Annotated in this window: 14 protein-coding genes; 9 read left to right on the forward strand and 5 right to left on the reverse strand. The window is 49.5% G+C overall.

Annotation, left to right across the window (positions count from 1 at the left end):
- Nucleotides 1-119 precede the first annotated feature (119 nt).
- Nucleotides 120-2,558, forward strand: coding sequence for a class I adenylate cyclase (locus KDN34_RS01645; RefSeq protein ID WP_228730392.1), 2,439 nt, complete (start codon nt 120-122; stop codon nt 2,556-2,558).
- A 24-nt stretch (nt 2,559-2,582) separates the two neighbouring features.
- Here KDN34_RS01645 and cyaY read toward each other — a convergent pair whose 3' ends face one another.
- On the reverse strand, nt 2,583-2,912 hold the full coding sequence (gene cyaY, locus KDN34_RS01650) for an iron donor protein CyaY (RefSeq protein ID WP_212595218.1): 330 nt from the start codon (nt 2,910-2,912) through the stop codon (nt 2,583-2,585).
- 80 nt (nt 2,913-2,992) lie between these two features.
- Here cyaY and lptM point away from each other — a divergent pair, with 80 nt between their 5' ends.
- The 7 genes from lptM to KDN34_RS01685 all read left to right on the forward strand — a co-directional run bounded on the left by lptM (nt 2,993) and on the right by KDN34_RS01685 (nt 8,274).
- A complete protein-coding gene (lptM, locus tag KDN34_RS01655; protein WP_212595219.1) occupies nt 2,993-3,133 on the forward strand; it encodes an LPS translocon maturation chaperone LptM in 141 nt (46 codons plus the stop codon).
- Nucleotides 3,134-3,139: 6 nt separating this feature from the next.
- A complete protein-coding gene (gene lysA / locus KDN34_RS01660; RefSeq protein ID WP_212595220.1) occupies nt 3,140-4,384 on the forward strand; it encodes a diaminopimelate decarboxylase in 1,245 nt (414 codons plus the stop codon).
- Between the two features lie 47 nt (nt 4,385-4,431).
- Nucleotides 4,432-5,259: a diaminopimelate epimerase gene (dapF, locus tag KDN34_RS01665; RefSeq protein WP_212595221.1), complete on the forward strand. Its 828-nt coding sequence runs from the start codon at nt 4,432-4,434 to the stop codon at nt 5,257-5,259.
- Nucleotides 5,256-5,912 carry a DUF484 family protein gene (locus tag KDN34_RS01670; protein WP_212595222.1) on the forward strand — a complete coding sequence of 219 codons (657 nt, stop codon included), beginning with the start codon at nt 5,256-5,258 and terminating at the stop codon, nt 5,910-5,912. The genes dapF and KDN34_RS01670 overlap by 4 nt, the downstream gene beginning before the upstream one ends.
- Before the next feature lie 2 nt (nt 5,913-5,914).
- Nucleotides 5,915-6,820 carry a tyrosine recombinase XerC gene (gene xerC / locus KDN34_RS01675; RefSeq protein WP_212595223.1) on the forward strand — a complete coding sequence of 302 codons (906 nt, stop codon included), beginning with the start codon at nt 5,915-5,917 and terminating at the stop codon, nt 6,818-6,820.
- A 2-nt stretch (nt 6,821-6,822) separates the two neighbouring features.
- Nucleotides 6,823-7,560 carry an HAD-IA family hydrolase gene (locus KDN34_RS01680; RefSeq protein WP_212595224.1) on the forward strand — a complete coding sequence of 246 codons (738 nt, stop codon included), beginning with the start codon at nt 6,823-6,825 and terminating at the stop codon, nt 7,558-7,560.
- Nucleotides 7,561-7,674: 114 nt separating this feature from the next.
- Nucleotides 7,675-8,274 (forward strand): HupE/UreJ family protein, encoded by a 600-nt coding sequence (locus KDN34_RS01685; protein ID WP_212595225.1) that lies wholly within the window; start codon nt 7,675-7,677, stop codon nt 8,272-8,274.
- 18 nt (nt 8,275-8,292) lie between these two features.
- Here KDN34_RS01685 and ric read toward each other — a convergent pair whose 3' ends face one another.
- Entirely contained in the window at nt 8,293-8,994 is a 702-nt protein-coding gene (ric, locus tag KDN34_RS01690; RefSeq protein WP_212595226.1) for an iron-sulfur cluster repair di-iron protein, read from the reverse strand.
- A 657-nt stretch (nt 8,995-9,651) separates the two neighbouring features.
- Between ric and KDN34_RS01695 the strand changes: the two genes are divergently transcribed.
- A complete protein-coding gene (locus KDN34_RS01695) occupies nt 9,652-10,599 on the forward strand; it encodes a hypothetical protein (protein ID WP_212595227.1) in 948 nt (315 codons plus the stop codon).
- A 29-nt stretch (nt 10,600-10,628) separates the two neighbouring features.
- On the opposite strand, the gene KDN34_RS01700 is transcribed toward KDN34_RS01695, so the two are convergent.
- Genes KDN34_RS01700 through rstA form a run of 3 tightly spaced genes read right to left on the reverse strand, consistent with a single transcriptional unit; the run spans nt 10,629 to nt 13,061 of the window.
- Entirely contained in the window at nt 10,629-10,901 is a 273-nt protein-coding gene (locus tag KDN34_RS01700; RefSeq protein WP_212595228.1) for a hypothetical protein, read from the reverse strand.
- Nucleotides 10,902-10,952: 51 nt separating this feature from the next.
- The gene (gene rstB, locus KDN34_RS01705; protein ID WP_212595229.1) at nt 10,953-12,281 is read right to left on the reverse strand and encodes a two-component system sensor histidine kinase RstB; all 1,329 of its coding nucleotides are present in this window, start codon (nt 12,279-12,281) and stop codon (nt 10,953-10,955) included.
- 3 nt (nt 12,282-12,284) lie between these two features.
- Nucleotides 12,285-13,061: a two-component system response regulator RstA gene (rstA, locus tag KDN34_RS01710; RefSeq protein ID WP_212595230.1), complete on the reverse strand. Its 777-nt coding sequence runs from the start codon at nt 13,059-13,061 to the stop codon at nt 12,285-12,287.
- Nucleotides 13,062-13,240: the final 179 nt, after the last annotated feature.

The following is a 13,240-nucleotide window of genomic DNA, read 5'->3' on the forward strand; positions in this document are numbered from 1 at the left end:
TGCTCAATCTTTGAAATCAAACCGGTTATTTATCGATTCAATTTGTGATCTCTGTCGCATAGTTTGCGCATTTTGTGAAAAGTGTTAGCATGTTTTCCCATTGTGGAAAGGGATAAATAATGATCCGGATGATCGACTTTACCCAACAAAAAGCCGAGATAGCCGAACGTCTAAACCGAGTCAGATTGGCACGAGCAAAAGCTTTATTTTCGCCGTTGCAGCGACATCTGTTTACACTGATCCCATATCTGGTTCATCACCATCATCAATCCTTGCCGGGTTATAACGGCGAGTCGACTCCTTGCGGCGTGAAAAATTTCGCGCCGGGGCCTCATCATTTTGAAGCGCTGGACATCTTCAAGCTAGAAGTGGTTGATGCGGAACCGCCTGAAGCCCCCTGCCTCGATGGTGTGTATGCCATGGGCAGTACGGCAAGCTTCGGTCAGCATCCTAAAAGCGATGTTGATATCTGGTTAGTCTACGGCGAAGAACTGGATAATGTGGGCATCGGGCGTCTACAACAAAAAAGCCGGATGCTGACCAACTGGTTTGCTGGCTATGGGTTTGAAGTCAATTTTTATCTGGTTCACCAAACACAGTTCAGCCGCGATTATCAAAGCCGTATTCACAATGAATGGGAAATCTTAGGGCATGAACATAGTGGCAGCGCGCAACACTGGTTGCTGTTGGAAGAGTTTTATCGCAGTCATATAAGATTAGCGGGCAAACCGGTGGCCTGGTGGCCGGGGGCACAGGCGGAAGCGGGCTATCTGTTCTTTGGTGATGTGCATAAACTGCCTGCGAATGAATACTTTGGTGCGTCGCTGTGGCAGTTATATAAAGGCTTGGATAAACCTCATAAAGCGTTGTTAAAAGTACTATTACTGGAAGCTTACGCCAGTGATTACCCGCGCAGTCAATTGATCACCGATGCCATTTGGCAGAAGGCGCTCGCGGGAGACTTTTCCATCGACAATGACCCCTATCTGCTGCTTTATGACGTTATTGACGTCTACCTGACTCGTGTCGGCGATACCCGACGACTGGAAATTGCCCGTCGCTGTCTGTATCTGAAATGCGGCATTCGCCTTACAGATCAACAACAACCGCAGGATTGGCGCTATCAGCAATTGCGTAAAATGGTGCTGGACTGGGAGTGGCCTTACAGTTTGGTGGCGACGCTGGATAACTGTGATCATTGGCATAGTGGCGAACTGCAATGGTTTAATGCGCAACTCAACGAATTGATGTTGGTGAGTTATCAAACCTTACTGCGCTTCGCTTCTACCCACAGCCTGAGTGAACACTTCAAGATTGAAGACCTCGGATTGCTCACCCGTAAACTGCACACGTATTTCAGCGAAAATGAGCAGCAGATCCTGCGTCTTAATCCCTTATGGAGCCAGAGCCTGGCAGAAAAGCATTTAACGATAGTGCGCAGCTCTCAGTCGCAGAAGCCGAGTTATCTTTATCGTTTGCCGCCAGAGCCGCGACAATTTTTCGGCGAAGTCGCCATTAATAAAGCGGTAGATACCGCCTCCTTAATCGCCTGGGCCTGCTTAAACGGTATCTGTGATAAACACACGCGCTGGCATGAATATGGTCGCAGCAATTCCCGTGGTCGACGTTTACGAAGGGTTGCTCTGCGATTGTTGCCTCATCTGGAAAATCGCCATTGGCGGGTGTCGAAAATGGATTTGTGCCAGCCCTGGCATTATCGCAAAGTCTTGTTGCTGCTGAATCTGGATTACGATCCAACGGTCGACTGGCCTGGACAAGGGCTGATGCTGGATATCCTGGGGAGTAATCTGTTGTCAGTAGGGCAGCAGCAGGTTTGTCTTTTGGGGAGTATTCACCTGATCAGCTTTAACTCCTGGGGGGAGTGGCATTGCCACAGTTTTCAGGGCGAGCAGGCATTGTTGCAGTTGATCAGCTATGTGGCACCCGGGCTTAAGCGGGGCGGTGAAAAAGTTGAACTGGATGTTGTCAGTGCCTCCAAGAAAGTTCAACCTCAATTGGAACACGGGATTCGTCGTCTGCTAAAACAGATTTACCGACTGATCCGCGATGCGCGGGACTCCAGAACCTTGGTTCAGCCATTACAACTCAGAGAGAAACGTTATGGGTTGTTTTTTGACGCACGTGGGGTGAGTTACCGCGATCTATCAGACGTGAAATCCCTTTATCGACAGATGGCGCGTGGCGAGTTGCAGCAGCCGCCCCAACATGAATTAAGCAGTAAACGTCAAATCACCGTACCACAGGTGATCAGGGATTTTGCGGTAAAGGGCATCTTGCAATATTTCCTACAACAACGTGATGGGGTTCTGGATGTATTTGTGATGGATGAACGCAATCAACTCAGCTATTACCTGCAGGCTGGCGCTGATGTTAGCGAGTTGGTGGCGCAACTGACTCGTCACTATGCGTTTGGTGATATTCAGAACTTACGGGACCGCTTTAACTTCCCGCAATTTTTTATGCTGGTGACAGAAGAAAACAAAACGTCGGCGATTCCGTTTGGCTTTGCCTCTGGAACCGGACAGTCAGAATTCTGACCGCCGCAGTTCAGTCTCGGCAGCTTAAAAGGATAATTTCAGACCGCTCTGCTTGGCGATGGCAGCTTGTACGAAAGGTAAGAATTCACCACCATTGCGGCCATCCAACCACTTACCATCGACATAGCCAAAGTGATAACCACCAAAGCGTGTGGCAACCCAAATTTCGTGTAACGGTTCCTGTTTATTGATGACAATCTTTGAGCCGTCAGTAAATTCCAGTTGCAGAACATTGCCAGTCGTATCAATGTCTACATCCGCATCGTCATTATCAATGGCATTTTCTACCGCCGTTTCGATTAAATCGAACATTTCGTCGGCAAGTTGGTGATATTCGCTGTCTGACATGGCCATGCAATTTCTGTCCTTTGCTTTCATTAAGATGAATGCGATTATAAGGCCAATGTAAATCGCCTGCACAGATGTTGATTGAAATGAGATTGCTTATTGCTTGTACCTTAGCCGGCCTGTTGCTGACAGGCTGCGGTCAGAAAGGACCGCTATATAAAAGCCCGGTCAAAGAAACGAACCAGGCACAACCAACTCCGCCAGTAACCCCGCCACAGTCAAAGTGAGGAATCATGGACTATTTTAATTTTCGTGAGAAGCATCTATTTGCTGAGGATTGCGGTGTAGCGGAGCTGGCAAAACAGTATGGTACGCCGTTGTATGTTTATTCCCGTGCGACATTAGAGCGCCATTGGCATGCGTTTGATTCGGCAGTGGCCGAGCATCCGCACATGATCTGCTACGCGGTGAAAGCCAACGCTAACCTGGCGGTGTTGAATCTACTGGCACGTATGGGCAGTGGTTTTGACATCGTGTCAGGTGGTGAGCTGGCGCGCGTTGTCGCTGCCGGTGGCGATCCTGCCAAAGTGGTGTTTTCCGGGGTAGGTAAAACCGCTGCAGAAATGAAGATGGCGCTGGACTTGGGCATCTATTGTTTCAATGTCGAGTCGCTGGCAGAACTGGAACAGCTGAATGATGTAGCCGCAGGCCTCAATACGGTTGCACCGGTTTCTTTGCGTATTAATCCTGACGTAGACGCAGGCACCCATCCCTATATTTCTACCGGACTGAAAGAAAACAAATTCGGCATTGCAATGGTTGATGCTGAAGCGGCCTTTGTGCGGGCAATGGAATTGCCTTATTTGCAAGTCAAAGGGGTGGATTGCCATATCGGTTCGCAGTTAACCGAGCTGCGACCATTTCTGGATGCTATGGATCGTGTGTTGGCACTGATTGACCGCCTGGCCGAAAAAGGTATCGAAATTCATCATCTGGATGTCGGTGGTGGTTTGGGCGTGACGTATGATGCAGAAAATCCACCGATGCCTAACGTGTATGCCAGCGCCTTGCTGGAAAAATTACAGGGCCGCGATTTGCAACTGATATTTGAGCCCGGGCGTGCGATTGCGGCCAATGCTGGCATTTTTGTTACGCAGGTGCTGTATCTGAAGGAAAACTCAGGGAAAAATTTTGCGATTGTCGATGGGGCGATGAATGACCTGATCCGTCCTGCCTTATACGGTGCATGGCAAAAAATTATTCCAGTGCGTCAGTACCGCAGTACCCCAAAAGTTTACGATATCGTAGGTCCAGTATGTGAAACCGGCGATTTCCTGGGAAAATCCAGAGAGTTATCTATTCGGAAAGGGGATTTGCTGGCCGTGCGTTCCAGCGGTGCTTATGGCTTCGTGATGTCTTCCAACTACAACACTCGCCCACGAGTGGCAGAAATCATGGTCGATGGTGATAGCCATTACGTTGTTAGAGAGCGCGAAAATCTGCAGCAACTCTGGCAAGGTGAACACCTGCTGCCGTAAACTAGCCGTAGTGACCTTTTTGCGCCAGTGGCGACAGAGGAGCAAGATTGATTCAGTTCACTAAAATGCACGGTTTGGGCAATGACTTTATGGTCGTTGATGCTGTGACCCAGAACGTATTCTTTTCGCCTGAGCAGATCCGGCGATTGTCTGACCGGAATTTCGGGGTCGGGTTTGACCAACTGTTGCTGGTTGAACCGCCGTATGATCCGGATTTAGATTTCCACTACCGTATTTTTAACGCCGACGGCTCTGAAGTGGAGCAGTGCGGTAATGGCGCTCGCTGTTTCGCGCGATTTGTGCGCAATAAAGGCCTGACCATTAAGCAAAAGATTAAGGTGAGCACCTCCGCGGGCAAAATGACCCTGAGACTGGAACGTGATGGTAACGTGACGGTGAATATGGGGGTGCCGGTTACCGATCCCGGTCGCATTCCTTTTAAGGCCAAAAAAGCTGAAAAGACCTATCTTTTACAGACAGAAAGTCAGACGTTTCTGTGTGGTGCCATCTCGATGGGGAATCCCCACTGTGTGATTGAGGTGGATGATGTCAGCACGACTGATGTGCCACAATTGGGTGCAATGCTGACCAACCATGAACGTTTTCCCAAAGGGGTGAATGTAGGCTTTATGCAGATTGTCAACGAAGGCCATATTAAACTGCGGGTATATGAACGCGGTGCGGCGGAGACACTGGCTTGTGGTAGTGGCGCCTGTGCTGCCGCTGCTGTGGGGCAACTGCAAGGTAAATTAAATCAGGTAGTACGGGTCGACCTTCCTGGTGGCAGTTTAACCATCAACTGGGAAGGTGAAGGTAAACCTTTATGGATGACAGGACCGGCAGAACACGTGTACGACGGACAAATACAATTATGACCGAAACAGTGGCAACTGAAACCGAAGTGACCGAGCGTATGGATGCGCCGTTTGATGAACAGATTATCCGCGAGTATTTACTGGATAATCCTGATTTCTTCACCCGTTTTCCGGAGCTGCTGCTGGCTATGGTGCTGCCTCATGGCGAAAAAGGCACGATTTCGCTGGTAGAAAAACGTCAGGAGATCCTGCGTCATCGGGTCAATCAGCTGGAAGAAGAGATTACCACGCTGATGTCGATGGCCACGCGCAATGAGCGGATCTATCGGTTTAATACCCAACTGTGTCGTAAATTGCTGGACTGTGAAGATATCGGTGAGTTGCGCCAAGTGCTGACGGCTGAACTGAAAAGTGAGTTTCATTTCAGTCATGTGCGGCTGATCACCGTACATGATATCGATTCTGAGCTTTCCACCATTTGGCATAAACGACTGAAAAAAGGTTACTATTTTGGTCGTCTTACACGTCAGGAATCTCATCGTTTGTTTGGTACGGAAGTTGGCTCCGTTTCGCTTGCACGGTTGTCAGAAGATAACGGTCAGGTAATTTTTGCGATTGCCAGCGAAGACGTGACCCATTTTCACCCAGAGATGGACAGCATGCTGTTGGAGCAGGTCAGGCAGTTACTGGATCATTTGCTACCTAAGCTGTAATCATGACGGCGCTGACTGAATCACACTGGTTATCGCAATTTGAGCGGTTCCTGAGCGCAGAGCGGCAGTTATCCCCGTATACCGTACGTAACTATCTCAGTGAATTACTGCGAGTGGGTGAGTTATTGCCAGATGTCAGGCGTTGGGAAGAGATTCATTACCAGCAGTTGCAAGGCGTGTTGGCAAAACTGCATCGGCAAGGATTGAGTCCTCGCAGCTTGTCGTTGAGCCTTTCAGCCCAAAAGCAGTTTTTTACGTTCCTGCTGCGTGAAGGGGTTATTCACAGCAATCCAGCGAAACAGTTATCCGCGCCCAAACAAGCTAAACCATTACCTAAGAATCTGGACACCGACAGTGTCAGTCACTTGCTGGATATTGAGGTCACTGACGCTATTACTGCTCGCGATAAAGCCATGATGGAACTGTTTTATTCCAGTGGTTTGCGTTTGGCTGAACTGGCGGCGTTGGATCTGCAAGACATGGACCTGAAGCAGGCTCAGGTCAGAGTTTTGGGGAAGGGCAGTAAAGAACGGTTACTGCCGGTGGGGTCCATTGCAGTCAATGCCATCAATGTGTGGTTAAGTTATCGTCGTCAATTGCCTTGCCAGGAGCCGGCGCTGTTTGTGACAGGCAAAGGACAGCGTCTATCCCACCGCGGGATCCAGGCGCGCTTAGCTTACTGGGGGCAACAGCAAGTGATTAATGGCCGAGTACATCCTCATAAGCTGCGACATTCGTTTGCGACCCATATGCTGGAATCCAGCGGCGATCTGCGCGCAGTACAGGAGCTGTTGGGGCATGCTAATCTGGCAACCACACAAATCTATACCAGTCTGGATTTTCAGCACCTTGCTAAGGTATATGACAGTGCTCATCCGCACGCTAAAAAAGATAAGCAGCGGGATTAAGCATGCATAGCTTTCTTCGTCTGTCGCCTTTTCGCGCTATCAGTTTTGATCTTGATGATACCCTCTACAATAACAAACCCATCATTGCTGCGGCAGAAGTTCAATTACTGCGCTGGTTACAGCAACAGTATCCGGCAACCGCTGCCTGGTCTCAAGGGGATTGGCGTAACCTGAAACTGCAGGTGCTATCGCAGCAACCGCAACTGATCCATGATACTTCCGCAACGCGCCAAGCGGTGTTGCACCGTGGCTTAAAGCGACTTGGCTATGATGACACTGTAGCGCGCCAGGGGGCTATTGATGGACTCAACTATTTTTATCAACAACGCAGTGATTTCAAAGTGTCTGCTGCCGTGCTGACTTTGTTGCGGGAGTTAGCAGAATACTGGCCGCTGGTTGGTATTACGAATGGCAATGTGGATGAACAAGCGATTGGGTTAGATGGTGTCTTCTCTTTTGTGTTGCATCCCGGCAATGGCGTGCGGATGAAGCCTTTTCCAGATCTGTTTATGATGGCCGCCGAAAAACTGGATGTGACGCCAGCGGAGCTGCTGCATGTGGGGGACCATCCGGATACTGACGTAAAAGGCGCTCGTATGGCCGGGTGTCAGACCATTTGGTTAAACCCGGGTTATGGACAAACTGCCCGTAAACTCCCCGGCGCATTGTTACCGCATTGCAGTATTGCGTCTTTAGCGCAATTGCGCCCCTTGTTGTTAACTCAACATTCACTGTGTTGAGCGCAATTTTGCGAGCTTGGTTCTGCATGGTTGCCATATTTTCATTATCATTTATGTAACATATGCTTTATTATTGAGTTACATAATCTGCGTTGTCTTCTGTTGAGGTCGAGATTGTCCGCTGTTGATCCCCGTCTGATGCCTTTGATGTTGCTTGGTATCAGCCTGCCTGTCGCTGCCCAAGACGTGGTTGCGACGAGTGGCTTTATGTCGGGTTTGCTACATTCATTTCAGGGAATGGATCATATTCTGGCTGCATTCAGTGTCGGCATGCTTTGCACCATGCTGGAAAAGCGCGTCGTCTGCTTGATCCCGCTCGCTTTCATGTTTTTCATGTGTCTGGGGAGTATTGCGGGCATCTTAAATGCGCCGTTACCCGTCGGTGACTCGTTTATGGCCTTGGGTGTGGTGGCTCTGGGCGTGGTTATCGCGCTAAATCGCAATATGCCAATCTCGTTTGCTATGGCATTGGTTGGGGTATTTGCGGTTTTTCACGGTTATGAGCACGGTGCCGCTATGCCTGCCGACGCTGCCCCGGTAACTTATCTCGGTGGCTTGATGATAAGTACCATAATGCTGCAGTTAGTTGGAATTCTATCGGGAAAGATATTGATAGTTTTGGATAAAAATAGTCGGTTGATCCGCATTACTGGCGGTGCCATAGCGATGTGTGGCGGTTACCTCATCCTCGCGCTGTTATTGCAGGTCCCGTAATCGGGACCTGCAAACTCATTACGGTTCCAGTTTTAGCGCTTTTGGAAACAGCACATTATTTTCCAGATGAATATGACTGAAGAGATCTTGCTCAAATTCAGCCAGTGTCGCGTAGCAAACTTTCCAGGTAGTGCAGGCATATGCTGGCGGTTGATAATTATTCGTCAGACCGCGTAGTTTTTCTAAAATCTGTCCGGCTTCCTCATGTTCATATTCCATGGCATTGACTGGGTGTTGCAGCGTACCAAAGCAGCTTTCATAAGCTTCGTGGTTGCTCAGGGCGCGTATTGCCGGAAACAGTATCATCTCCTCTTTCTGAAGGTGTGGCAGCAGATCGGCAATCAGTGCCTTGATCCACCCTGCAATCGGTTTAATTTCAGTGTATTTTTCACCATGCGCGCGGACCATTTTATCCGCGTATTCCAGAAGTAACGGTGCGGTCCGCCTGATGTATTGATGGTGCGTAGATTCAATATGGTCGATCAATGCCGGTAATGATAACCGAGTTAACTTATCCTGCTTTTGTCCGGTTTCGCCAATGTGTTGTAATGCTTGCAGAACTTCTGATGGATTGGCATTCGCACGCGTACAGGCGGCATCCAACATGCGACCACCGCCGCAACAAAAATCGATGCCAAAATGAGTGAATACATGCGCATAACGAAAATCTTCTGCCACAAAATCGCCAACGCGACGGCTAAGTTGAATATCTGACGCCATAACAGAACTCCGGTGTAATAAATTACATGTATTATATATGCATCTTTATTTGTGACACCATTAAGTTGACTGTTTTGCTAGGTTAAGCACAAAAATTTAAAGCACCATACCGCTATAAAAGGAAACTACGGATAGTTAGACGCTGACCAAACTCTGCAATGCCCTTTATGCTCGCAATAACCAAGCGAACCATACAATGTAAGCAACATTGGCGCGGATTTCCGGATTAAAACATCATCTCTTGCTGTCATCACAACTCATTGCTTACAGGATTAAGCTCACTGCAATATCAGCCTCAGCCATTCATCGCTTCCGCTAATACAAACAAATAGGGGGATGACGGACTCAGTATTGGTTAGATGGATCATGCTGCAAGATCTGACTTCAGGAGGATGCTAGGCGCCCAGCTAGCCCCAATGTTGTACGCAGTGGTGTTGCTATGATCGGACGTTATCCATTGCGGTGACTGAGCACCTCAGTGAGTATGAATTGGTCCTCAATGATGCACTCTTAACTCGGTTTATTCGGCGTTGCCATCGGTGTCGGATAACGGTAGTCACCATATGACTTTTGTTGATTTTTTAAGCATATTGCTATCCAAAACAGTGAATTAGGCTTTACACTTAAGCGGTATCTCAATTTTCGGTTTGCAACTATATGTCATTTTCCCCGTCAATCCGGGTGGTTACTTGTTTAGGTCGGCAGCTGGTGGCGGGAGTCCTGCTGTGGCTGATGCTGGGATCTGCAGCCGCGGCAGCAGAAGCCACCATATTTTACTATCAGGCGGCTGAAGGGCGATTAGATAGTCGCAAAACCTATACTAACGCGCTGCTACAGTTGGCTCTGGACAAGACGGTCGATGACTATGGCCCCTACGAGATGCAGGAAGCCGGACGAGGACTGAATAAGGCCAGATTGCTTCGAGAGTTGGAACAAGGCCGGTTTAGTAACATGTTTGTGCGAGCCTCAATTTCGGACGACTTATTGCAACGCTTTACCGCCGTACCCTTTCCATTAGCCCGAGGGCTGGAGGGGTATCGGGTGGCATTTATCCGGGCGGCGAATGATGAGCAGGAACACCGTTTTTGCCAGGTGGAGCGCGCCGCCTTGCAGCGCTTGAGTATTGTTCAGGGGATAGGTTGGCTGGATACTAAGATATTGCAAGAAAATGGTTTTTCAGTGCAGCTGGTCAGCAGTTACGAAAATATGTTTAGCATGTTGCACAAACAGCGTGCGGATCTGTTTTTTCGTGCCGTGAATGAAATCGATGTCGAGTTGCACAGTGTGATACAAGCGCACAAGGTGCTGAGAGTGGAGCCTTGTCTGGCCCTGTATTATCCGTTACCCCGGTTTTTTATTACCGATAAAAGCAATCGTCGCAACGCGGAACGAATATACCGTGGCTTAGTGAAAGCTTATAACGACGGCAGCTTTGTTAAGCTATGGGAACGTAACTTTGCTAGCGCGATGACTCAGTTGCAGGGGCGGCAGATCATTAGCTTAGACAATCCGTTCATCCGGCAACTCGATCCTGCCTATCAACAATATAATGCGGTGATCGACCCATATTTATCTTCCCCTAAAACTGAAAAAGCCCTGCATTAGCAGGGCTTGATTACACATTAATCAGTGCCTTATTTAGCGGTTTTAGCAGCGGCAGCCTGAGCTTCAGTTGCTGGCGCTTTCTTTTCTGCTTTCTTGGTCTGCTTTTTCACAACTTTCTTGGTAGTTTTCTTGTGATGCTGTTTTTTCACTTGTTTAACTTGTGGTTTGCTGGCTTGTTTAGCCGGTGCAGTGGCAGCCGCAGTTGGCGCAGCATCGCTGGCTGGAGTGGGTTCAGCAGCCATTACAGCAGCAGTATTCAGGGCAAAAACAGCGGCAATAGCCAGTGGCAACATTTTATTCATGATTCAGACCTCGGATTGATGCAGGAGCCCAGTGCTCCTTTGCTAGTTATATTAGGTATGCCGAAGGTCAGGATCTGTGTTGCTCTGGTAACGGTTTGTATCCAAATGTACAGGCAGCTGGATACAAAATCGCGCACCCTGTTGACTAGGTTGCAAACTGACTTTGCCACCATGCAATTGGACAATACTGCGCACAATAGCCAGCCCGAGGCCGATACCGCCAGTGCGGCGATCACGACTTTCATCAAGCCTGACAAATGGTTCAAAAATGCGGTCCGCTTCCTTGGCGGCGACGCCGGGGCCGTCGTCCTGTACCGCAAGACTGAGCTGTTCAGGTGAGTCTTGTGTGAGGATTATCTTTACCTCGCGATGGCCGTGACGAACCGCATTGCCGACCAGATTATCCATGGCGCGCGTGAGTAATCGCAGATCACCGCGCCAAAAGAGTGGGGTCTGCGGGCAACTGAGTATAACCTGATGGTTTGCCCCTTGTGCCTGCCAGTCGGCCAAGCGCTCGCGGGCCCACTGTCCCAACTCAACCTCGGTCAGTTTTAGCGGCAATTCCGGCTGATTTAGTCGACTGTAAGTCAGCATTTCTTCAATCAGAAATTCCAGCGCTTCAATATCATGTTCCAGCGCCGCTTTATCCTTGTCAGCTGGCGCAGGCTCAAGTAGCTCCAGCCGATAACGCAAACGGACCAGCGGCGTGCGCAGTTCGTGAGCAATGGCATCTGTCAGTTGTTTACGGCCGCTGATCAACTGCTGCAGCCGTTGCGCCATCTGATCGAAGGTCATGCCTAGCGTCGCCAGACTGCTGCTATTGTCCAGCGCGGCTCTGGCATCTAATTCGCCGTTCCCCAAACGGGTTGCCGCGGCTTCCAGTTGGCGCATGTCGCGCCAGTGCGGGCGCATCCACAGCAGAATGGGTACCGCCAACGACAGCCCCAACACAATAATAAATCCCAGAATTAACCAATGTTGTTCCTGACGAAACGACAGGTAAGGTACTGGCCCGATAATCAGCACCATATTGCTGTTGGGAATCCGTTGGCGAAAAGTGGCATCGTCCTCAACAATGGCAATATTCCCTGCTTGCAAAAACGCAATATCTTCACGGGATAGCGGCTGCTCGTCCAGGGTTGCCGTATGCAGGCTAAGGTGCAGTCGTTGGCTGAAATTGTGGATTTTATCTGGCCATTGCGATTGTGGTACGGTGGCAAGTTCCTGAGTAAAGCGATCAAGAAAGTCCTGCACTAATCCTTCCAGATATCGATTGCCGGTGCGCTCAGCAGTGAACTGGTAAATGCCGCCCATCAGCAGCGCAGCCGCCAAAAAACAGGCAATAACCAGCAGGTAGAATTGAGTAAACAGGTGGCGCATGCGTTAAGACCACTCGTCTGCGACTAACAGGTAACCCTTATTGCGAATGGTTTTGATGCGAGTTGGTAACTCGGCATTATCACCGAGTTTTTGTCGCAGTCTGGAGATAGCGACATCCATGCTGCGATCCATGCCATCATATTCGCGCCCTTTGAGTTGTTTGAACAGCGTCTCACGACTGAGGATCTGGCCGCTGTGGCTTGCCAGTTCCCATAACAGGTCAAAGTCGCTGGTGGACAGCGCTATCGCTTGCCCCTGCAACCGAACATCACGGTTGTTATAGTCAATTATGAGCGTGCCCAGTTGTAGCCGTTGGGTGACTTTGGGAGCTTGTGGTGCGATGGCGGCCAGCTGTCTCAGTTGTACTCGCAGGCGTGCTACCAGGACGTTCGGGGGGGTGGTTTTAAGAATATAATCGTTAGCTCCGAGTTCCAGCGCCAGTACCTGATTCATGTCGCTATCGAGTGACGTCAGCATGACGATTGGACCGTTGAAGCATTGGCGGAGTTCGCGGCAAAGCGATAGCCCGTCCATGCCCGGTAACATGATATCCAGTAACACCAGATCCGGCTTTTCGGCGGCAACCCGTTGCAACGCCATATCGCCACGAGGCTCCAGCAATACTTGCATGTCATGCCGTGCCAGCCAGCCACTGATTAATTGGCCAATTTCCGGCTCATCCTCTACCAACAAAATGCGATGCATATCATCTCCCGCTCTGTGCTGCATCAGCATAACGCAGTCGTAGCGGAAGAAAATGGGGAAAGTGAAATATTTCATCGGTTCATTCTTTGGCGAGACACATCATATCCGCGCCAGCAGCAGGATAGGCGTATACCCCTGTCGCTTTTTATTTAAGCAATTGCTGAACTGCACTTCATGCCGATAAATTGCATTTCATGCCGGTATGGTGGCGACTCATTTTATCTTTAGCCGTAGCTATTGTGGCGGTTTGGCGG

This window comes from Shewanella yunxiaonensis (assembly GCF_018223345.1).
In the GTDB taxonomy this organism is placed as follows: domain Bacteria; phylum Pseudomonadota; class Gammaproteobacteria; order Enterobacterales; family Shewanellaceae; genus Shewanella; species Shewanella yunxiaonensis.

Excerpts from the sequence above, each read along its gene's own strand:
- KDN34_RS01645 (WP_228730392.1), top strand. The coding sequence starts at position 120 with ATGATCCGGATGATCGACTTTACCCAACAAAAAGCCGAGATAGCCGAA.
- cyaY (WP_212595218.1), bottom strand. The coding sequence starts at position 2,912 with ATGGCCATGTCAGACAGCGAATATCACCAACTTGCCGACGAAATGTTC.
- lptM (WP_212595219.1), top strand. The coding sequence starts at position 2,993 with ATGAGATTGCTTATTGCTTGTACCTTAGCCGGCCTGTTGCTGACAGGC.
- lysA (WP_212595220.1), top strand. The coding sequence starts at position 3,140 with ATGGACTATTTTAATTTTCGTGAGAAGCATCTATTTGCTGAGGATTGC.
- KDN34_RS01670 (WP_212595222.1), top strand. The coding sequence starts at position 5,256 with ATGACCGAAACAGTGGCAACTGAAACCGAAGTGACCGAGCGTATGGAT.
- xerC (WP_212595223.1), top strand. The coding sequence starts at position 5,915 with ATGACGGCGCTGACTGAATCACACTGGTTATCGCAATTTGAGCGGTTC.
- KDN34_RS01680 (WP_212595224.1), top strand. The coding sequence starts at position 6,823 with ATGCATAGCTTTCTTCGTCTGTCGCCTTTTCGCGCTATCAGTTTTGAT.
- ric (WP_212595226.1), bottom strand. The coding sequence starts at position 8,994 with ATGGCGTCAGATATTCAACTTAGCCGTCGCGTTGGCGATTTTGTGGCA.
- KDN34_RS01695 (WP_212595227.1), top strand. The coding sequence starts at position 9,652 with ATGTCATTTTCCCCGTCAATCCGGGTGGTTACTTGTTTAGGTCGGCAG.
- KDN34_RS01700 (WP_212595228.1), bottom strand. The coding sequence starts at position 10,901 with ATGAATAAAATGTTGCCACTGGCTATTGCCGCTGTTTTTGCCCTGAAT.
- rstB (WP_212595229.1), bottom strand. The coding sequence starts at position 12,281 with ATGCGCCACCTGTTTACTCAATTCTACCTGCTGGTTATTGCCTGTTTT.
- rstA (WP_212595230.1), bottom strand. The coding sequence starts at position 13,061 with ATGAAATATTTCACTTTCCCCATTTTCTTCCGCTACGACTGCGTTATG.